This is a genomic window from Sphingobacterium phlebotomi, assembly GCF_008180195.1.
Taxonomy (GTDB): domain Bacteria; phylum Bacteroidota; class Bacteroidia; order Sphingobacteriales; family Sphingobacteriaceae; genus Sphingobacterium; species Sphingobacterium phlebotomi.
On sequence record NZ_VTAV01000004.1, the window covers coordinates 80,518 to 100,199 of the forward strand.

A 19,682-nucleotide genomic window follows, 5' to 3' on the forward strand; every position below is an offset into this window, starting at 1 on the left:
CACATGGCAACAGCCGTATTCCAGGTTGACACGCAGCAATTCGAAAGACAGGCGCTTCAGTGGGCCCAACAATTTGATGAGGTTTGTTACTTTCAATCTAATGACTATCGTGATGAATATGCGCAAATAGATAGTCTACTCGCTGTAAAAGCCCTAGATCGCTTTGTTAACGAACAAACTCATACCTTTCGTTCATTGGAAAAATTTAGAGCCAAGCACCCAAATCGATGGATGCCTGGCTTTTTTAGTTACGATCTTAAAAATGAAATTGAGGATTTAACAACGTCTTTCCCTGATCGACTAGATTTCCCAGAAGCTTTTTTTTTTATTCCGAGCATCGTTTTGCATTTTCGGGCGAAGGAGGTAAAAATTGAAGCTCCCCAGCCGGAACAAATATATCACGATATTTTAGCCAGCAATCAGATCGTAAACGAAGAAATAACAGAAACGGAAAACATTCGTTTTCAAAAGCGGATGCCAAAAAGGACATACATAAAGGCATTCCGCCAGCTATTGCAACACATCCAACAGGGTGACATTTATGAAGTCAACCTTTGTCAAGAATTTTATGCGGAAAACGTTACGTTGTTACCGCTAGCCGTATATCAAAAATTGAACAGGATTTCCCCTACGCCATTTTCCTGTTTTTTCAAAATCGACGACAACTATATTCTATCCGCATCGCCTGAACGTTTCTTAGCAAAGCGGGGGGATACGCTGATTTCTCAGCCTATTAAAGGTACTGCCCCCCGTGGAAAGACTGTGAAAGAAGACCATCACATTATCGAGACATTGAAAAACAGTCCGAAGGAAATTTCAGAGAATGTGATGATCGTGGATTTGGTTCGAAATGATTTAACACGCAGTGCACAAAAAGGTACAGTAAAGGCAGAAAAACAACTGGAAGTGCAGACGTTTGAGCAAGTGCATCAATTGGTTTCCACCATCACCTGCCAAAAGAAAAGTGGCATATCAGACATAGAAGTTATCCGTAACACTTTCCCCGCCGGTTCCATGACCGGAGCACCGAAAATCAGTGCGATGAGATTATGCGATCGTTACGAAAACAGTAAACGGGGCATATACGCGGGTGCTGTAGGCTATTTTAATCCAGAAGGTGATTTTGATTTCAACGTAGTTATACGTTCCTTGCTTTACAATAGCAAAAAGCAATACCTATCTTTCCATACGGGAGGCGCAATAACTATTGATGCGGATCCGGAAAAGGAATACGAAGAATGCCTATTGAAAGCTTCTGCAATTCTTAAAACACTGGATACTAGGTTGGTAAGATAAATTCTGTATATTTGGGTATGTCTTCGCCTTACATCAACATACACACCCATTGTACCCTTGAGCCGACGGAACAAATTTTTTCGCTTCCCAATGTCATTATATCTAAAAACTACCTATTCTCCCACCCCTGTTCACTTGGCATACACCCCTGGTATATTGAACGGAACGCTACGGCACAATTGGACGCCCTCCATCAGTATGGAAAAAAGAAGCAGGTTTTAGCCATTGGTGAGTGTGGACTCGATAAACTTTGTGATACAACATGGACTTTACAGGAAGCTATCTTCCGAAAGCAAATTCGCTATGCTAATAGCATTCAAAAGCCCTTAATTATCCATTGTGTTCGGGCCTATCAGGAGTGCCTGCGAATACTTCGCGAGGAAAAAGTAAACGTTCCTGTTGTCTTCCATGGGTTCGAAAAAAAACCTGAATTGGCGACGCAAATCCTTAATATTGGTTACTTCCTCAGCCTAGGAGGCGGACTCCTTTCGGGGAATAAAGACGAACTTATCCGACAAGTACCGCTTGACAAAATTTTATTAGAAACGGATGATAAATCTGTCAATATCATTGATATTTATGCTTATTTTTGCCGCGTTCGAAAAATAGAGATGCAACTCTTAAAAGAACAATTGTATCAAAATTTTATGCATATATTTAATTATCCGATAGGAAAATGAAAGATTTATCTTGGTTATCAAGAACAGAAGCTTTAACAGGACGCGAGGCATTAGAAAAATTAGCAAATTCACATGTGATGGTTCTCGGTTTAGGAGGAGTAGGTTCGTTTGCTGCAGAATTCATCTGCCGTGCCGGAGTAGGCAAAATGACCATTATTGATGGCGACACTGTAGATCCATCCAATCGAAATCGACAATTGCCAGCCCTTGCCACCAACCATGGTGAAGCCAAAGCACAAATCATGAAAGATCGGTTATTAGCCATCAATCCCGAGCTAGAACTTCATGTTGTCCAAGATTTTATCATACCGGAAAAAATCCCAGCTCTTTTAGCGTCAATTCCCGATTATTGTGTGGAGGCGATTGACAGCATTACGCCAAAACTTTTTTTCATCCGGCATGCATTAGAAGCAAAAATTCCCTTTGTCAGTTCGATGGGTGCTGGCGGAAAAGTAGACCCTACCAAAATCCGCATTGCCGACATCAGTAAATCATACAACTGTAAACTTGCCCACCATATCCGTAAGAAACTTCGCAAGCACGGCATCCGTGATGGCGTTAAGGTAGCCTTTTCAACGGAGCTTCCCGATAAGAAATCCCTACTGTATACCGATGGCAGTAATTTCAAGAAATCTGCTTATGGAACGATGTCCTATTTACCAGCTGCGTTTGGTGGAGCCATCGCTTCCGTGGCCATTCGTGACTTGATTGGCAAGAAAGTTAATTAACATCAACACCCTTCCGTATTACTAATTAAATTAGTAATATTGTATCGTGAATAAACAAAAACACTTTGCCATAGTCGATATCGAAACAACCGGAAGTCACGCAGGTGGAAGTCGTATTACGGAAGTTGCCATTTTGATACATAACGGAAAAAAGGTCATCGAACGGTATCAAAGCCTCGTTAATCCGCAATGCCCTATCCCTTTCGCTATTCAGATGCTAACGGGTATCACGCCTGATATGTTAGCCGATGTCCCTACTTTCGACGAAATTGCAGAAGATGTATACCACCTTTTGCAAGGCAGAATTTTTGTTGCCCATAATGTAAATTTCGATTATTCCTTCCTGGTGAAAGAACTAAAGCAAGCAGGCTATGATTGGCAGGCACCAAAACTCTGTACTGTTCGGCTATCCAGAAAAATCTTTCCTGGACACCGTTCCTACAGCTTAGGAGATATCTGTAAAGTACGCGACATCAACATTACCGAACGACACCGAGCCATGGGGGATGCAGAAGCCACCTCCGAACTCTTTTCCCAACTTCTTCTACACGACGATAACCAGTATTTACAGGAAAGTCTACACAAGAATACCGAACATCGACTACCTACCCATCTTTCCTTAACACAGTTCCAAAGGCTACCGGAAACTACCGGGATTTACATTTTCCGAAATAAAAAAGGAAAAATACTTTATATAGGGAAAGCTGTTAATATACAAAAACGCGTTCTAAGCCATTTTGGGGGTATAAACACGAGTCTAAGGCGACAACAATTTATAAACGATATCGCCACGATAGATTTTGAAGAATCCGGTACCGAGTTAATGGCGCTCCTTATGGAGTGTCAATTGATTAAAAAACATTGGCCTATCCATAATCGGGCATTGAAACGCTACGAACCGAAATTTGCGCTTATCCATTATGAAGATATACGGGGTTACAGCAGACTAGCGATAAGCAAAGCAACCGGTCGTGCAAATAGCATTCGCTATTTCGAAACGGCACAGGAGGCTAATGTATTCTTAACGAATCTGCTGGAAGAATTTAACTTAGCTCCTACACTTTGTACGTTCTATTCTCCTTCCACGGAAACACGCGAAGACAGAAAGATATGTGTTGAGACATTACCATCACTGGAGGAGCACAACCAAACCATCGACAGCGTATTTCAACAACTGGGTAATCGAAAACGTTCATTTTTACTTATCGATCGGGGGCGGAACGAAGAGGAAAACAGTTACGTTTATTTTAAAGAGGACAAACTTTACGCCTTTGGATTTGTAGAGTTAGTTCAACAATGGTCCAATGTAGAAGATATCGTTTCCTACAAAGATAAATGCATCAGCAATTTTTATATGCAACAGATCGTCTTGCAATATGCCGAACGCCACCCGGAAAAAGTAACTATTTTACATCAGGATCCTACACTCTCCTGAGTACTATCCATAAAGCTGAGCACCTTATCCACCATATTTCTACTTCCGATAACAATGGGTGTTCGTTGATGCAGATGGGTTGGTTTAATACCTAAAACTCTTTCTTTACTAGAAACGGCCTTCCCCCCAGCCTGCTCTATAATAAATGCCATCGGATTACATTCATAAAGCAGGCGCAGCTTACCACTCGGATAACTGGAAGTTTCGGGATATAGAAACACGCCACCCGTAATCAGGGTACGGTGAATATCAGCTACCATCGAGCCGATATAACGGGAAGTGTATGGTCTTGACGTAATACTATCCTCTTCTTGGCAATATTTAATATAATCTTTTATATATTGTGGAAATTTCAAATAGTTACCCTCGTTCACCGAATAAGCATTTCCGTCTTCCGGAATCTGCATATTCGGATGGGACAAACAAAATTCTCCTATGGAGGGATCTAAAGTAAACCCATTTACCCCTTTCCCTGTTGTGTAAACCAACATCGTAGAAGAGCCATAAATCACATATCCGGCAGCAACCTGTTCATGGCCATACTGTAATATCTCCTCTTCGGAAACAGGTATATCAAGCATTTTTCTTCTATAAATAGAGAAGATAGAACCAACAGATACATTCAAGTCAATGTTGGCCGAACCATCCAGTGGATCCATGCACACCATATACTTTCCTTTATTTGTCAAATTTCTTAACGATAATTCAATACATTCTTCATGTTCCTCTGAAGCAATATAACAGCATTCTCCGCCACGGGTCAAAGCTTCAATAAACTGTTCGTCCGCATATACATCCAGCTTTTTTTGTGCTTCGCCCTGCACATTGTGATGACCATTTTCGCCTAATATATCAACAAGTCCAGCCTTGTTAACCTCCCGGTTGATAATCTTAGCCGCGATACCAATATCACGTAATAATCGCGAAAGCTCCCCTTTTGCATAAGGAAAATCAGCTTGCTTCTCAATGATAAACTGACCTAATGTTTTGAATGCCATAATGTATAGTTGTTCCGTTTGGTGACTAATTTCACGGCACAAAGCTACACAAGCAAAACAAATTAAAAAACTGATTTTCAGCTTATTGTATAATATACACATATTTACAAGATTGATAGTCAAGCGATTATTTTTAATAAAAATTTCATATTTTTTATTCTAGTCAGCTTCGTCCCCTCTGTTCATTAATATCTTCTTTATATTTTCATTATATTTAAGACATATTAGGGAAGTATATTTAAAACATTCAAGCAGTGGCAAAGAAAAAGATGATAAATAGGTTTATTCCGCGTGATATCAGTTGGTTGAGTTTTAATGGTCGTGTATTGCAGGAAGCTGCGGATGAGAGCGTACCACTTTCCGAACGTATTAAGTTTTTAGGCATTTTCTCCAATAATTTGGATGAGTTTTTTCGTGTAAGAGTGGCCGGACTAAAAAGGGCGCTAATATTTAACGAGAAAGAAGCGAGAGAAATCTTCTTCGAAAAACCCCAAGTCATTCTAGATCAACTGAATGAGCTTGTTATTCAGCAACAGCAACAATTTGATCACATTTGGCTAAAGGTACAAGCCGATATGGCAAAAGAAAAGGTCTTCATCAAAACCGATGAAGAGCTGAATCACGAACAACAAGAGTTTGTTAAGTTTTATTATGAAGAAGAAGTAGAATCAAATGTCATTCCTTTGATGCTTGATGAGGCACGCCCTATGCCCTATCTGCGAGACAAAAGCCTGTATCTAGGCATTGCTATGCGCAAAAAAGATTGGGAATACGAAACACGTTTCGCCATCATCGAAAATCCTACAAGACACAATGGGCGTTTTTTGTTACTGCCCTCTCCGAAAGGCGAAAAACACGTTATGCTTTTGGAAGATGTTATCAAATATAATTTACCCCATATTTTCTCTTATTTCGGGTTTGATTCCTTTACTGCAAATGCTTTTAAAATCACCAAAGACGCTGAATTTGATATTGATAACGATATCAATACCACACTAGTAGAAAAAATCGAAAAAGGAATTAAGAACCGCCGAAAAGGAAAACCTACCCGCTTTGTCTTCGACAAGGATATGGACTCCGCGCTTGTAGCGTTTCTCATAAAAAAACTGAACCTCTCGAAAAAAGACAGCATTATTCCCGGACAGAAAATCCATAATTTCAAACATTTCATGGATTTTCCAAAAGTGTTCAAATCGGAAAAGCCATCAACAGAGCGTAGCGCGTTTGACCATCCCGACTTTGCCGGACGACAACGTATCAGCGACGTATTGGTCAAAAAGGATGTGCTACTCTCCTTTCCTTACCATACCTTCCATCCCATCATTGATCTACTTCGTGAAGCAGCAATGGATCCTGACGTTCGCTCCATATATATTACCATTTACCGTATGGCGGAAAACTCCAAAGTAGCCAATACACTTATCAATGCGGCAAGAAATGGCAAAGAGGTTACTGTCATGTTGGAACTGCGCGCGCGTTTCGATGAGGAACATAACTTGATGTGGAAAGAGCGATTTGAGATGGAGGGGGTAAAAGTACTCCTCGGTATCCCGGATAAAAAAGTGCACGCAAAACTTTGTGTCATCAAAAAAAGACTAAATAATAAAACCATTCAATATGGCTTTGTAAGCACAGGGAATTTTAATGAAAAAACTGCCAAAATCTATGGTGATCACTGTTTTATGACCAGCAATAGAACGGTCATGGCAGATATAAATAAAATCTTCACGGCCTTAAAAAAGCCGAAAGGAGATTTATTGCAGACCCTCAAACCTACTAAGAATCTCTTGGTATGCCCAACGAACATGCGAACGACTTTCCTTTCTCTTATCGATAAAGAGATAGCCGAAGCACGTGCAGGAAATAAAGCCCGTATAATAATCAAAATCAATTCACTAAGTGACAAAATCCTTATCAGGCAGCTGTATGAGGCTGCTGCCAAAGGGGTTAAAATAGAACTGATTGTCCGGGGAATTTACTGTGCCGTTAATCAAAAGAAATTTAAAGTTCCCTTCCATGCTATCAGTATTATCGATGAATATCTGGAACATGCCAGAGCGATGTATTTTTACGCTGGAGGTAAAGAATTAGTCTATATTTCCTCCGCCGATTGGATGCCCCGGAATCTAGATTTTCGCGTAGAAGCCGCGGTACAAATCACCAATAAAAAAATTAAACAAGAACTCATTGAGATGTTGGAAATACAATTAAAAGACAATGTGAAGGCTCGTATTTTAAATAACAAATTAGATAATACATACGTACATAACGACAAATCACCATATCGTTCACAAGTGGAGTTATATCAATATTTACGAAAGAAAACGAAATAGTTGTTAATCGATTCCGCTCACACCACCGGAAACCACTAATTTCATAGCATCCGTTGCTGTCATATCCAAACGTTGAACGCTCGATGCTTTTACTACAACTACCTGTCCAGCAACAGAATAAGAGTAAGGAAAGTAAACGATCACTTCATCTGGCAGTCCGATTTTATGTAGTTCACGCTGGGTTAAAAAGCCAATTTTCTTCAATCCGGTTTCGTTGACCAATACCAGTACCGGCTCATTGAATTTCTTTGCATCGCCCACAAAGGCTTCTGTAAAATCCTTTATAGATGAATATAACGTATTAAAAAGTGGTATTTTATCAATGGAACGCTTTAACCAGGCCCTTATCGGTTCGGTAACAAATGTTGTAAAAATGAAACCCACCAAGATCAGCATAAGCAATACCGTCAAAATGCCCGTTCCCGGAATATAAAGAGGATACCCCTGTTCATCCTCCAAAAAATGGGTTGTCAGATTTAAAGCATTATCCAACGACGCAACCACCCAGACAATCAAAAAGACGGCTCCCGCAACAGGTAGAACCACTAATGTGCCTTTTATTAAATAGTATAATATTTTTTGTGTAACTTTCTTCATCATCTTATTCATTAATCATAATCAACCGTAATAATACACTCTTTTTACCCTAGCTGAAAGGTTTACCAACAGCTCATAGGGTATCGTATCAATACGTCTTGCCGCCTCCATTAAATCCGGAAACACGACGACCTCATCCAATTCATGTGCTACAATATCCGTGACATCAAGCATGCACATATCCATACAAATCGAACCCACGGTACTTACCTTTTGTCCATTAATAGACATCTCTCCCACACCTTCGCCGAACCGTCTGCTATAACCATCCGCATACCCTATTTTCACGGTAGCGATACGACTTGCCCGATGCAACAGCCCTTTTCTGTCGTAACCCACTGTCGTTCCGGCAGGCAGTTCTTTAATTTGCGTAATCGTAGTTTTTAATTCACTTACCTTTTCCAATGTCATTTTTCCATCCATGTCTACCCCGTAGAGTCCTATCCCCAAACGTACCATGTCCATGTAGGCAGACGGCCAGTTTATAATACCCGAGGTATTTGCGATATGGCGAATGACTGTATAACCCAACCCAACTTCCAATCGATCGACGCTCGTCGAGAAAAATCCAATCTGCTGGATTGTAAAATCACGATGCTGCTCTTTACCAGCAGCTACCAAATGTGAAAATACCGTCTTCACTTTTATCTCCGGTGCAGCCGATAATAAAGTTGCCAATTCAGCCATCTCCCGTGGCAAGAAGCCTAAACGATGCATGCCGGTGTCGATCTTAATATGAATAGGAAACGCTTTCTGTTTGCGAATACGCAGAAAATCTATGAAGGATTTTAAAATACGAAAGCTATATATTTCCGGTTCCAGATTGGAAGTCAACAGACTTTCAAACACCTGTTCATCAGGACTCAATACCATAATGGGCAAGTCAATTCCATGCTGTCGCAGTTCAACCCCTTCATCCGCAAATGCTACCGTTAGATAATCCACCTTATTAAACTGCAGGAGATTTGCCACCTCATAGCTGCCGCTTCCATAGGAAAAGGCCTTGACCATAGCCATCAGTTTAACATGCTGGGGCAATATCGAACGGTAAGCCTGTAGATTATGTTCCAATGCACTGAGGTTTATTTCCAAGACTGTTTCATGTGATTTAGCAACCAACAGCTTGCTTACATCTTCTAAATGATACCGCCTGCTTCCTTTAATAAGGATAGATTCATTCTCCAACACGATATTTCGCAAGTTGCGTACCAGTTCCTCTGTCGAATCAAAAAACAATAACGGTGTAGCCAGCTTATCCACTAAGAAATGTAAGGATTTGCCCACAATGATTATCCGGGTAAGATTTTGCCGTCCCAGGACCGACAGAAGCTTTGCCTGGAGCTTATCATCCAAGCCCTCCATGTCAGACAAAATGAGTGTCTTTTTTTTATGCTGCTGCTGCTGATGTAAAAAGTCCAAAGCAATTTGTAAAGACGCCAGATCATTTGAGTAGGTATCATCAATAATAGAGCAGTTATGCCGTCCAGTCTTTAGTTGCAAACGCATCTCTAGCGGACGCAACCTACCGAGCTTCGGCAGAATGACATCCAGTGGGTAACCTAAAAACAAAAGCGTGGTTAAGCAAATAAGCACATTTTCTATCGAGGCTTTATCTACAAAAGGCACGGTAAAGGTCGCGATCTCTTGCTCGTAGCTTACTTGGATAGATGAGCGCCCATCCCGCCTTTCTTCTATGTGCAGTATGCGCACATTGTCCACATCACGTTCTCCAAAAGTAAACGTAGTAGTTTCCGAAGGCAGGTATGCATCAAAACCATAGCGTGACGGAAAGATAACATCTTTAGTACGCTTAAAGAGCGTTATTTTTTCTGTTATTTTGGCCGCCTTACTAGCAAAGCCACTGGCATGCGCAACACCGATATTGGTCATGATACCAATATCCGGGCGTATCATCGCTTCCAAATGGTTCATTTCACCCGGCAAGCTAATCCCCGCTTCAATAATGGCACAATCATAATCATCTGAAAGATTCCATAGCGATAGTGCCACCCCCAATTGCGAGTTATAACTTTTGGGGCTTTGGTAGACTTTCTTATCCTCCTGCAATAGTTGAGCGAGCCATTCTTTTACAATCGTTTTACCATTACTACCGGTAATCCCGATCACAGGTTTGTGAAATTGTTGACGATGGTAGCTGGCAAGTTCCTGTAGCGCTGTCAATACATCCTCTACCCAAAAAAAACTAGCTTCTGGACATAAAGATATATCGATATCTTCGCACGAAACAACGAAAGCACGTACACCTTTCTGATAGGCATCTGGAATAAAAGTATGCCCGTCACGTACATTCTTCAATGCAAAAAAAAGACTGTGCTCGGCATTTCTTATTTTACGGCTGTCATAAGCCAAGTCATAGATTTGCCGTGCCGCATCACGAATCAGATGCTGTTTGCTATGGATATGAGAAAGAATGGATGCTAGTGTGTACATGATAAATTGTAAAGAACAAATTTCATCAATATTTTCAATAAGTCTAGCATTTTTTGAAGATTTGCACATGGACGAATCTAAAAAGCGAAAAAAAATACTAACACCACTAGAAGCTAAGGGAAAAGCTGAAAACTACTGTGCTTATCAGGAACGTGCTCAGCAGGAAGTACGAAACAAATTATATGAATGGGGACTTCATCAAGAAGAGGTGGAAAATATTATCGTGCTGCTTATCGAAGACAATTTTCTTAACGAAGAACGATTTGCAAAAGCATACACTTTAGGAAAATTCCGCATGAAAGGCTGGGGAAAAATTAAAATAAAACAGCATCTCAAGGCAAAAAACATCTCCGAACCACTCATTCGCCTTGCATTAAAAGAGATAAACCAAGAAGAATACCACAAAAAAATTGACGAAACCGTAAAAAAGAAAATAAAAAAACCAATATCAAGCATTTCTTTTATTGAAAAATCAAAATTATACACCTATCTACAATCAAAAGGGTTTGAAAACGATATTATTTACAATAAAATAAACATATAACAGCATTTTTTACAACTAAAAAATGGATTAAATTGTATTTTTATGAAAAAATAATTGATAAAATAAAATATTTATATATTTTTGTGATTATATTTACATTTAAACAAACAAAAACCCATTTTTTATGAAAAAAATTAAACAAATCATCAAATTAACCGCAATTTTGGCGATAACCTCCCTTCCATTTATCACCAATGCACAAGAAAAGGAAGTAACGTTCTCTTTAGGACTTACTTCTGATCAATTTTTTGGCGTTGCGCCGAATGTAGCGATGGAATATAAATTATCCGAGAAAATTGGCGTCTCGGCATACGGAATTTTTTGGGGAGCAGGGACTGGTGCTGCATGGGGTAATTGGACGGAGTTCGGCGGAGGAGTTAATCTTTATTTGGCGGAGGGTGTCACCTTGAATCCAAACCTTGGTTTTACTTTTGGAAATCTCCTTTCTAAAGGAGGAAGCGATGGTCAGCTTGGTGGAATAGCCGGCGATGGAATAGTACCCAATCTCTTTTTTAATGTGGATATTCCGAAGTTCGAAAGCGAAATATATGCCGGATATTATGCTCCACTTCGCGACAAAGCTCCTGAGGACGGTTCCACCTTGGCTTACTTGCACTACTGGGCAAATGCCGGCTACAAAGTGAGCGACGCTTTCTCATTCGGAGCTCATTTCGAGCATTTGAAACGGACAAAAGATGATGTAGGGGGACAAGCAGATTATTTTCAATGGTTAGGCCCTTATGTTCAGTTTAATGCTGGCAAAATGGGCAGCTTTATTCGCTTATCGGCCGGCCCGGAAATTAAGAACGACTTACAACCTAAAGATTCTTTTTATAAATTATCGACAGGGTTTTCATTTTAATCAACTATAATACTAGCCTTTTAAGGATTTGGATCCTTAAAAGGTTAGTATTTTCCTCCTTAAAAACAACCGCAACTGTGGATTATTCAACTTTTCCAAATCTGCGTCGTAGAAATTGGAAACTGTAACCGGTCTCGTAACATCTTTACGTGTTAGTGAAGAACGGAAATCGCCAGACATGGATCCAAACGCATATATCTGTCGGAAATAGTTTACGGGCGATCATCTTTTACACGTTAACAATCAAGTTACGAAGCTTGCACATTGCTTCTTCATTAAAGTAAGACATCTTATGTATATTTCCTTTAGCAAGAACTTCTGCATAGGAAAGAAAACTACAGCCTCCATTAAGTTTCGATTGTAGCAGATGTGGAATTGTATCACTTATTATTGGACAACGTTTATCAGCAAGCTTTCCGGTTACCAATTCATAGTATAATATCTGAAAACAAAAATAATCTATGAGTTTATCTTCTGTTTGCCAGTAGTATAGCATCAAATCCAACAATACGCTAATAACATAGCTTTCTTTATTAGCGAAGATAATGCTACTTAGCATCTGAACGTAGAAATCTGGATGCCAACTCCAATAATAAGCATATGTGCTCGCCCAATATTTCTTATGTTGCTCATTGGGATCACGTTGGTATAAAAAATAGTCGTATGTCGTTAAATGATCAGGCAAGGCCCCTGCTAAGAAAATAGTAGCATCTAGCCAGACACCACCATACACTTTCAATAAAGCCACACGTAACAAATCAGAAAAGAAAGTTCTGTTAAAACCTTGAATGTTATTAAGCTTTTCCCACACAAAAGCGGGTATATCCAAATATTCTTTAATAGAAGAATCGTTCAAGCGAATAACGTTATAATCAGCCTTATGTCGGTCTACAGATGCCACACAAATTGATACGACCTCCGGAAGGCTCTCTTCTTGAAATCCCTGTCCCCAATATTGCCATATAATTTTATCTGTATCGAATTTTTTCTTTGCCAAAACATCGTAACTCGGCAACTTTCCCTTATAATAATCATCGATAATTATACGCCAAAAAGCACTTACTTCCCGATGCTTTGCAAGGATTTTATGTTCGCGCAGATAGCTCCACGCTGTTCTTATTAAAGGTATCTGAGATAATTTTTCTAACTTGATAGCCATAGGGATAACATTTGATTTTTACTTAGACGCGACCCCGCGATCTTTTAAATAAACCTAAAAATTTCCGTTTTTCTTTCAGTCCATAACCGTAACCATACCCATATCCTCCATATCCGTAACCATAACCTGATCCTCCCAATTTCAACCCGTTTAGCACAACAGCTAGATTATTGATTTTTCTCTCTGTATATATACGCTCAATATCGGGTAACTGCCGGCGATCCATTTTACCTGCACGAACAATAAATAACGTTAGGTCGGCAATACGATCCACGATTGCAGCGTCTGCAACGATTCCGATTGGCACGCCATCTACCACAATGTAATCATATTGACTCCGTAATTCTTGAATCAGATTGTCTAATCTCTTACTCAACAAAAGACCCACCGGATTAGGTGCTACGGCTCCAATTGGAAAGAAATCAACATTCTTTATATCTTCGTTGCTATGCCGGATATCGTCCATACTAACCTCAGATTTTGATAGATAATGGCTTAAACCTTTCACATCATTCAAACCTGTTCTCGAACTTAATGTACCCTTCCGTAAATCCAAATCCAGCACGGCTACTTTTTTGCCTAAATACGATAGTGTCGCCGCCAGGTTAAGCGACGTGAATGTTTTTCCAGCGCCGATGCCAAATGACGACAATATAATGACCTGTGCTTCTTTATCGTCTTTCGACATAAAACTAATGTTCGTCCGTAAAATTCGAAAAGCTTCCGTCAGGGGATCCCGTCCTGTTTCCGTTACCAAAATATGAGCTTTTTTATTCGACAATGGTATTTCTCCCAGGAACGGCACAGACAATCCCCCTTCAATATCTTGACGGCTTCTAATTTTGGTATCCAGCATAAGCATCATCAATAAGATCGCTGCAGGAAGCACGGTACCAATAGCCACACCCGTTACTAGTTTCCGGTATTTATTAGGAGAAATAGGCGTATTAGAACGGGTTGCCGCATCGACAATGCGGATACTTTCATCCGTCATGGCTTGGTTAATGGCGTTTTCTTCCCGTTTGTTGAGCAAATACAAATACAGTTCTTCCTTCACCTTTTGCTGCCGTTCTACAGAAAGCATCATCCGTTGCTTTCTTGGTGCTTGTATCGCTTTCCCCCGTGCAGACTGTTCCTCTCGTATAACATTGTTCAGCTTGATGTTCAAGCCTCTCATAGCATTGTCCATGGCTTCATATATATTATCGCGTATCGAGGCCAGATTTCTGTCCAGATCAGCTACCACTGGATTAGAGATACTACTGCCTTCCACCAAACGATTCCGGCGCAAGAGCATGGCGTTATACTCATTAATCTGACTTTCTACATTCGCGTCCACTAAACCCGTATTATTGGGCATCAACTCATATTGCCCATTTTTTTCGGTAAGATATTCGCGCATCATATTAGCCAAGTTAACGTCGGTTTCTATCTTGGTCCGCTCCGACTGGAACTGGCGGCTATCCGATAAGTACATTTGTCCCTCAGATTTTGCATCCATTCCCTGATTGGCTGTCTGAAGGCGCTCAAGATGCGATTCCACGGAACCTAGCTCGCTCTCTATAATGACCAGGCGATCACGTATAAACTCTTCGGTGTTAATCGCTATTTGATTCTTATCGCGTAATGCCACCTCGTTGTATACTGCAATCAACTCCGTAATTACCGCTGCCGCACGTTGTGGATTAGCGTCTTCCAGCGTAATCTGCAATAAACCAGCATCCCCATCAAGTTGTTTGATATCTAGGTTTGACAGGAAATAAGCCGCCGCCGCTACTACCGACCGTTTGCTTACCCAAATCGTTTTTCCATAAGACTTCTCGTTATAAAAAGGTGTAGGTTTCACTGTAATGACACCGAACGGCGTTTTGCTTTCTTTATTGAGCGCGACCTTCACCTTCATTCCCTCCTTTTGCTTATCTTGCACCTGTACATTGGCTTTATCCAACGGCGTTACTAACAGTTCGGAACTATTATTCGCTGATTTCTCCTCAATTGTTACTTGTACCGGGCTAGTAGTATACAGTTCGTAATACCGTAGCCCTGACCTATCCTGATAGTTTGTTTCGGCGCCGATGCGTTCTACTGTTGTCTGCATCAGTTCTTTAGAACGTAGCTGCAGGATTTCGCTTTTTACGTTTACCATATTGGCCGAGTTCGTCCGTGTAAGACGAGCTGTAACCGGTGTATTGGCCGGTGTTTTGATCATCACCGTTTCTGTACTCCGGTAAATAAGCGGGGATTTTTTATACTGGTAATAGTAAAACGCGCCAAATATGAGAATAGACAAGACAAACCATATCCATTTGGAGATCAAATATTTCACAATATCGACCACATTGATCGATAACTCTTTCTTTTCGTTAGCGGATATTCGGCTATTTTGATTCATATGCATTTCTTTTGATTATTTTAATAAAGCGTATAGCGTTAATGCGAGGCTAAGCATACTGACACCAAATGAAATATACTGTCTCGTTTGTTGTTCACGAGGTGTCATGGCAGCCATCTTAGGCTCCACATATACAATGTCATTCTGTCGCAGGTAGTAAGTCGGCGAATCAAAAATAGATTTGGATTCGATGTCGTTTACGTATTTTTTGCGTACACCATTTTCCTCTCTAATCACCAACACGGCTTGTGGGTCGGCAATATTTGACAATCCACCTGATTGTGTAATGGCTTCCAATAAGGTTATCCGCCCCTCCGGTACGTTTAGCACCTGATTTCCAGCAGCCCCCATTACGGTGATTCTCAGATTCAACAACTCCACTTTCACGGTAGGGTTCGTGATATATTCTTTGGAAATTAACGAACTGCGAATCAATTCCCGTACCTCATCGACAGTAAGTCTCTCTACATGCAGTGTACCCAGTATAGGGAAATCAATATTTCCATTGTAATCGATCATATAGCCGCCGTTCGTACGGTCGACCACGGTCGACACACTACCATCATTCTCTACCCGATAGCTACCCAACCCACCGTTGAATGGCGCAGCAAGTTCTGGCGCACTAGCGCTTACTACAATCTGGATACGGTCGTTCTTTTGCAAACGTAGCGGCAGCATTTCCATTGCCATATATGCCGTATCGGGCATCATGTCTTTTACATACACCACTTTTTTCGGTACGATGCAACCATTTAGCAGTACCAGGCCTAATAGCCATGTCAACAAAGTAATCTTATTCATATTCATAGTTTTCTATTTTTCTTAATCTGTCATACACCTCCAAACTCTTCTCCACCATAACATGTCTCGTAAAATACGTTTCGTACCGTTTCCAGCTACCTTCTGATAATAGTTGTCTTAACACTGGGTCGGCAGCTATTTTTTTTATTGCCTGCGCCAAAACTTCCGGATTCTCCCGTTCCACCACCAAACCCGATACCCCATCCTTATTCACCCAACTCACACCGGAACCAGGTATATGGGTAGAGATAATCGGCTTCCCAAAAGACATCGCTTCAATTTGCACAATAGCAAAAGCTTCGGTTTTCCATATCGAGCTTAAGCAGAATATATCCGTAGCATCGTAATAGTTGGCTATTTCGTCATCCGGTATAAAACCCAGTAGCGTCACTCTATCTTCAACGCCTAATTCCTGTATCAAAGCTTCCAAAGACACTTTTAATGGGCCTTTGCCACCAATTACCAGATGGAAGTTATCATCTAAACACGCTACTGCCCGAATCAAATAGGCGTAACCTTTATATTCAACCAACCGTCCTAACGAAAAAATCACCTGTTTACCACTATATTGCTCGCGAATATGCGCGACTTTCACTTGATCACTTTTTAACGGTGAAACACCAATTGGGATATAGTCTATCTTGTGCTGTACCTTTTGCAGAAAAGGCGATTCGGCGACGTATACGGGCGTTGTTCCGACAATGACATCCGCTCTCTTAATCAGCCAGCGTTGCAAAGGCGCGTATAGTTTCAACAAAGTCTTTTGTTTCAATATATCTGCATGCCAATGTAAAACCACCTTGCCCCGATAGCCAGAAAAGAACAAGGCAAGACATGCCATGGGATCGGGATGATGAATATGGATAATATCGTAGTATTTCGCAATCCGGCGCAATCTGAAAATCATAGATGGTGCTAACATTGTCGCGGCTAACTTCAATTGGGTAGGCAGCACCATAACGTGACCATGTGCATTCAACTTAATCGTCTCCGAAGAAAAATCTTCCGTGGAAGCGCATAGCATATCACAATAGACTTTTCTCTCGGACAAACCGAGTGTCAGATCGTACATCACCTTCTCTACGCCTCCGCGTATAGGATAAAATTTACCTAGCTGTAGTACATTCACTGTGTTAATTGTTTAATTATCCATTATCGACTCTCACTCAATAGATGGTTGAACAAGACAGACCAATCTTCTGCTATTGGCTCGGCAACAACCGTTACCGGAACAGGTTGAAAGGCCTGTGTTTCTCCTTCGATAAGCTCTTTCATCAATTTTGCTAATTCCTCCGGTTTATCCGCATCAAAAAAGGCTGTACGTTTACTACCTCCTGCGGTTTCATGAGTATATGGTAGATCAGCCAATAGCATATATTTATCATAAGCTGTAAATTCCGAAATAGGCAACCCCCAAGATTCCGCTTTAGAGGGAAAAATAAGGCAGTCACATCTTCTATAATAGTTTTGCAATACCTCTTTTTGAAGGAATCCGATAAATTGGAGCGATTTCAGCTTACCCCAATTTCTATACAGCCATTTGGTGTATGCATTTTCTTCTCCATCAATCGTGATATACACACAAAAATCCGTCATGGCGCACTGGTTCTCCAAGATGTCAACAGCCCGACAGACGATCTCGAAATTCTTATGATTATTGGGAGAAGCCGCATAAATGAACGTTTTTAACTTTTCCTGCACAGTAGGCACAGCTTCTCGGGTAGACTCTGCTCTTACGCTCGTTGGTGGAGCAACAATAATTCTATTCGGTTCTATATTAAACATCTGATGCATTGCCTTTCTAAACCATTCTTGCTGCGCAATTACATAGTCATTTCGATGGATATTCGGACGGTAGATGTATTTTGTTAACATCGCCAGGATAGCCATCGTAGGAGCAAAAAATACATCGTGTAGTTTCCAACGATAGCCAAAAAGCGCATTATGGCAATACACGACTCTATGTCTGGCTTTTACCGATGGCGATGTATCATGCAATGAAAACCATAGATAAATGTCCCCTATATCTTTGGACACCTTTTTCAGCGTAACATATTCATACCACAACCGGTTTACCCATCGCTTTTTGGGCCATTGGGTTTCGATATATTCGATATGGGGATAATCTGCCAACCCTCTTTTAAACACTATAGCGATTACCCTATACCTGCCTTCTCTATCACCAACCCATTGCGAAAGAGCAGACAGGCAGTCCTTTAATATAGCCAAAGGACCTGCCTCCGTAATATTCACTGCCGAAATCACGATGGTCTTCATCTCGTTAGTAGGTTAAAAAGGTTTAACCATTGGCCCATCACTTTTTCTTCCGAAAAATTGACAGACATTTCTTTCGCCCTTGCTCCCATTAGACCACGTAATTCTTCGTTTTCGATAAGCTGTATTAATCGTTCTACCATCGTTGCGCGGTCGCCCTCTTCCACCAGAAAACCGTTGTACCCATCTATTATAATATCCCTAGGGCCACATTTACAGGCGTAAGCTACCATAGGCAAACCACAAACCTGTGCTTCCAACAACGTCATGGGCAAGCCTTCGTAACGGGAAGGCATGATCAGCATTCCGCTCTTACAATACTCCTTTTCGACATCCCGAACCGGCGGACACAAGCGCACGACGTCCTCCAGCCCTAGTTGGCGAATCTGCGACCAAAGTTGTTCTTTCAGTAGTCCATGACCGAAAATATCCAATTTCCAATCGGGATGCCGTTCGTTCACCTTCTTCCATATCGCAATCAGTTCATCAAAACCTTTCTGATAGTCGTATCGCCCCACGGCAATAGCCCGTTTATGACCAACATTTGCCTGCCTCACCGGAACAAAACTATTTGCGTTTGGAATAACGGCGATATTCGGAAGGTCTCCCCAATATCCCCGGTCCTCCTCCGTCAACACCACAAAACGTTCATAACGTTTCGCCAGTGCCACGTCCTGTTTACTTCGGATAACATCGGCAAGCTTCCATATCCCCCTCCGTCCGTATTGCAGTCGTTTATAACGGGAGAAATGGATTTCCAATACTTTCTTGCTTCCATCCTTTACCTTATGGAGAAAAGCGGTATCATGGTCAAACATTGAAACAACAATATCTGCCTTTAGCTCCATTAACAGCTTACTCAATCTTCTTTTATGCAGTGTTTGCTTACGCAGATAATGCCTTGTTTTTGCTAATAACCCCAATGATGCATTCATCGTATAATTAATATCCAGGTCGTACAACCGAATGGTATCATCTAGCGGAAAATACGGAGACCTACCCTGTTGATCAGTCGTAACAATAGACACATCGTACCCCTGCGCAACAAGATAGTTTGCCTTATTCGCCAAGACCCGTTCCATGCCGCCAGCGTTGTATATTCCCGTTATACAATAGAGTACTTTCATAACCG

At 41.0% G+C, this 19,682-nt stretch carries 16 protein-coding genes; 7 read left to right on the forward strand and 9 right to left on the reverse strand.

What is annotated here, in order from left to right:
- Positions 1 to 3: 3 nt before the first annotated feature.
- From FXV77_RS08365 to FXV77_RS08380, 4 genes are read left to right on the forward strand one after another with little or no spacing between them, the layout of a single operon-like run.
- The gene (locus FXV77_RS08365) at positions 4 to 1,296 is read left to right on the forward strand and encodes an anthranilate synthase component I family protein (protein ID WP_148918770.1); all 1,293 of its coding nucleotides are present in this window, start codon (positions 4 to 6) and stop codon (positions 1,294 to 1,296) included.
- A 17-nt stretch (positions 1,297 to 1,313) separates the two neighbouring features.
- Entirely contained in the window at positions 1,314 to 1,976 is a 663-nt protein-coding gene (locus tag FXV77_RS08370; RefSeq protein WP_148918771.1) for a TatD family hydrolase, read from the forward strand.
- The gene (locus tag FXV77_RS08375; protein WP_148918772.1) at positions 1,973 to 2,704 is read left to right on the forward strand and encodes a tRNA threonylcarbamoyladenosine dehydratase; all 732 of its coding nucleotides are present in this window, start codon (positions 1,973 to 1,975) and stop codon (positions 2,702 to 2,704) included. Before FXV77_RS08370 ends, FXV77_RS08375 begins: the two co-directional genes overlap by 4 nt.
- Positions 2,705 to 2,750: 46 nt before the next feature.
- A complete protein-coding gene (locus FXV77_RS08380) occupies positions 2,751 to 4,139 on the forward strand; it encodes an exonuclease domain-containing protein (protein WP_148918773.1) in 1,389 nt (462 codons plus the stop codon).
- Here the strand turns inward: FXV77_RS08380 and fbp are convergent.
- The gene (gene fbp / locus FXV77_RS08385; protein ID WP_148918971.1) at positions 4,118 to 5,140 is read right to left on the reverse strand and encodes a class 1 fructose-bisphosphatase; all 1,023 of its coding nucleotides are present in this window, start codon (positions 5,138 to 5,140) and stop codon (positions 4,118 to 4,120) included. The two genes, FXV77_RS08380 and fbp, sit on opposite strands and share 22 nt — an antisense overlap.
- A gap of 266 nt (positions 5,141 to 5,406) precedes the next feature.
- Here fbp and ppk1 point away from each other — a divergent pair, with 266 nt between their 5' ends.
- Complete coding sequence (ppk1, locus tag FXV77_RS08390; protein WP_148918774.1) at positions 5,407 to 7,470, forward strand: polyphosphate kinase 1; 2,064 nt, start codon at positions 5,407 to 5,409, stop codon at positions 7,468 to 7,470.
- Positions 7,471 to 7,473: 3 nt separating this feature from the next.
- Here ppk1 and FXV77_RS08395 read toward each other — a convergent pair whose 3' ends face one another.
- Positions 7,474 to 8,067: a DUF502 domain-containing protein gene (locus tag FXV77_RS08395; RefSeq protein ID WP_148918972.1), complete on the reverse strand. Its 594-nt coding sequence runs from the start codon at positions 8,065 to 8,067 to the stop codon at positions 7,474 to 7,476.
- 21 nt (positions 8,068 to 8,088) lie between these two features.
- Complete coding sequence (locus tag FXV77_RS08400) at positions 8,089 to 10,518, reverse strand: bifunctional UDP-N-acetylmuramoyl-tripeptide:D-alanyl-D-alanine ligase/alanine racemase (RefSeq protein ID WP_148918775.1); 2,430 nt, start codon at positions 10,516 to 10,518, stop codon at positions 8,089 to 8,091.
- 67 nt (positions 10,519 to 10,585) lie between these two features.
- Here FXV77_RS08400 and FXV77_RS08405 point away from each other — a divergent pair, with 67 nt between their 5' ends.
- Together FXV77_RS08405 and FXV77_RS08410 are read left to right on the forward strand one after the other, a co-directional pair.
- Positions 10,586 to 11,062: a regulatory protein RecX gene (locus tag FXV77_RS08405; RefSeq protein ID WP_148918776.1), complete on the forward strand. Its 477-nt coding sequence runs from the start codon at positions 10,586 to 10,588 to the stop codon at positions 11,060 to 11,062.
- Positions 11,063 to 11,186: 124 nt separating this feature from the next.
- A complete protein-coding gene (locus FXV77_RS08410) occupies positions 11,187 to 11,924 on the forward strand; it encodes a DUF6733 family protein (protein WP_222867748.1) in 738 nt (245 codons plus the stop codon).
- Positions 11,925 to 12,153: 229 nt separating this feature from the next.
- Here the strand turns inward: FXV77_RS08410 and FXV77_RS08415 are convergent, their stop codons facing one another.
- The 6 genes from FXV77_RS08415 to FXV77_RS08440 are packed head-to-tail and all read right to left on the reverse strand — an operon-like array spanning position 12,154 to position 19,677.
- Positions 12,154 to 13,083, reverse strand: a complete 930-nt coding sequence (locus tag FXV77_RS08415) for a capsular polysaccharide synthesis protein (RefSeq protein ID WP_222867749.1) — start codon at positions 13,081 to 13,083, stop codon at positions 12,154 to 12,156.
- Positions 13,084 to 13,105: 22 nt separating this feature from the next.
- On the reverse strand, positions 13,106 to 15,475 hold the full coding sequence (locus tag FXV77_RS08420) for a GumC family protein (RefSeq protein WP_222867750.1): 2,370 nt from the start codon (positions 15,473 to 15,475) through the stop codon (positions 13,106 to 13,108).
- A 15-nt stretch (positions 15,476 to 15,490) separates the two neighbouring features.
- Positions 15,491 to 16,276 carry a polysaccharide biosynthesis/export family protein gene (locus tag FXV77_RS08425; RefSeq protein WP_148918975.1) on the reverse strand — a complete coding sequence of 262 codons (786 nt, stop codon included), beginning with the start codon at positions 16,274 to 16,276 and terminating at the stop codon, positions 15,491 to 15,493.
- Positions 16,269 to 17,405, reverse strand: a complete 1,137-nt coding sequence (locus FXV77_RS08430; protein ID WP_148918778.1) for a glycosyltransferase — start codon at positions 17,403 to 17,405, stop codon at positions 16,269 to 16,271. Before FXV77_RS08430 ends, FXV77_RS08425 begins: the two co-directional genes overlap by 8 nt.
- A 23-nt stretch (positions 17,406 to 17,428) precedes the next feature.
- Positions 17,429 to 18,553, reverse strand: a complete 1,125-nt coding sequence (locus FXV77_RS08435; protein ID WP_148918779.1) for a glycosyltransferase — start codon at positions 18,551 to 18,553, stop codon at positions 17,429 to 17,431.
- Positions 18,550 to 19,677 carry a glycosyltransferase family 4 protein gene (locus tag FXV77_RS08440; RefSeq protein WP_148918780.1) on the reverse strand — a complete coding sequence of 376 codons (1,128 nt, stop codon included), beginning with the start codon at positions 19,675 to 19,677 and terminating at the stop codon, positions 18,550 to 18,552. The genes FXV77_RS08435 and FXV77_RS08440 overlap by 4 nt, the downstream gene beginning before the upstream one ends.
- Positions 19,678 to 19,682: the final 5 nt, after the last annotated feature.

Coding starts and splice junctions, on each gene's coding strand:
- FXV77_RS08435 (WP_148918779.1), bottom strand. CDS start 18,553: ATGAAGACCATCGTGATTTCGGCAGTGAATATTACGGAGGCAGGTCCT.
- FXV77_RS08440 (WP_148918780.1), bottom strand. CDS start 19,677: ATGAAAGTACTCTATTGTATAACGGGAATATACAACGCTGGCGGCATG.
- FXV77_RS08415 (WP_222867749.1), bottom strand. CDS start 13,083: ATGGCTATCAAGTTAGAAAAATTATCTCAGATACCTTTAATAAGAACA.
- FXV77_RS08410 (WP_222867748.1), top strand. CDS start 11,187: ATGAAAAAAATTAAACAAATCATCAAATTAACCGCAATTTTGGCGATA.
- FXV77_RS08405 (WP_148918776.1), top strand. CDS start 10,586: ATGGACGAATCTAAAAAGCGAAAAAAAATACTAACACCACTAGAAGCT.
- ppk1 (WP_148918774.1), top strand. CDS start 5,407: ATGATAAATAGGTTTATTCCGCGTGATATCAGTTGGTTGAGTTTTAAT.
- FXV77_RS08420 (WP_222867750.1), bottom strand. CDS start 15,475: ATGAATCAAAATAGCCGAATATCCGCTAACGAAAAGAAAGAGTTATCG.
- FXV77_RS08370 (WP_148918771.1), top strand. CDS start 1,314: ATGTCTTCGCCTTACATCAACATACACACCCATTGTACCCTTGAGCCG.
- FXV77_RS08375 (WP_148918772.1), top strand. CDS start 1,973: ATGAAAGATTTATCTTGGTTATCAAGAACAGAAGCTTTAACAGGACGC.
- FXV77_RS08400 (WP_148918775.1), bottom strand. CDS start 10,518: ATGTACACACTAGCATCCATTCTTTCTCATATCCATAGCAAACAGCAT.
- FXV77_RS08395 (WP_148918972.1), bottom strand. CDS start 8,067: ATGAAGAAAGTTACACAAAAAATATTATACTATTTAATAAAAGGCACA.
- FXV77_RS08425 (WP_148918975.1), bottom strand. CDS start 16,276: ATGAATAAGATTACTTTGTTGACATGGCTATTAGGCCTGGTACTGCTA.
- FXV77_RS08365 (WP_148918770.1), top strand. CDS start 4: ATGGCAACAGCCGTATTCCAGGTTGACACGCAGCAATTCGAAAGACAG.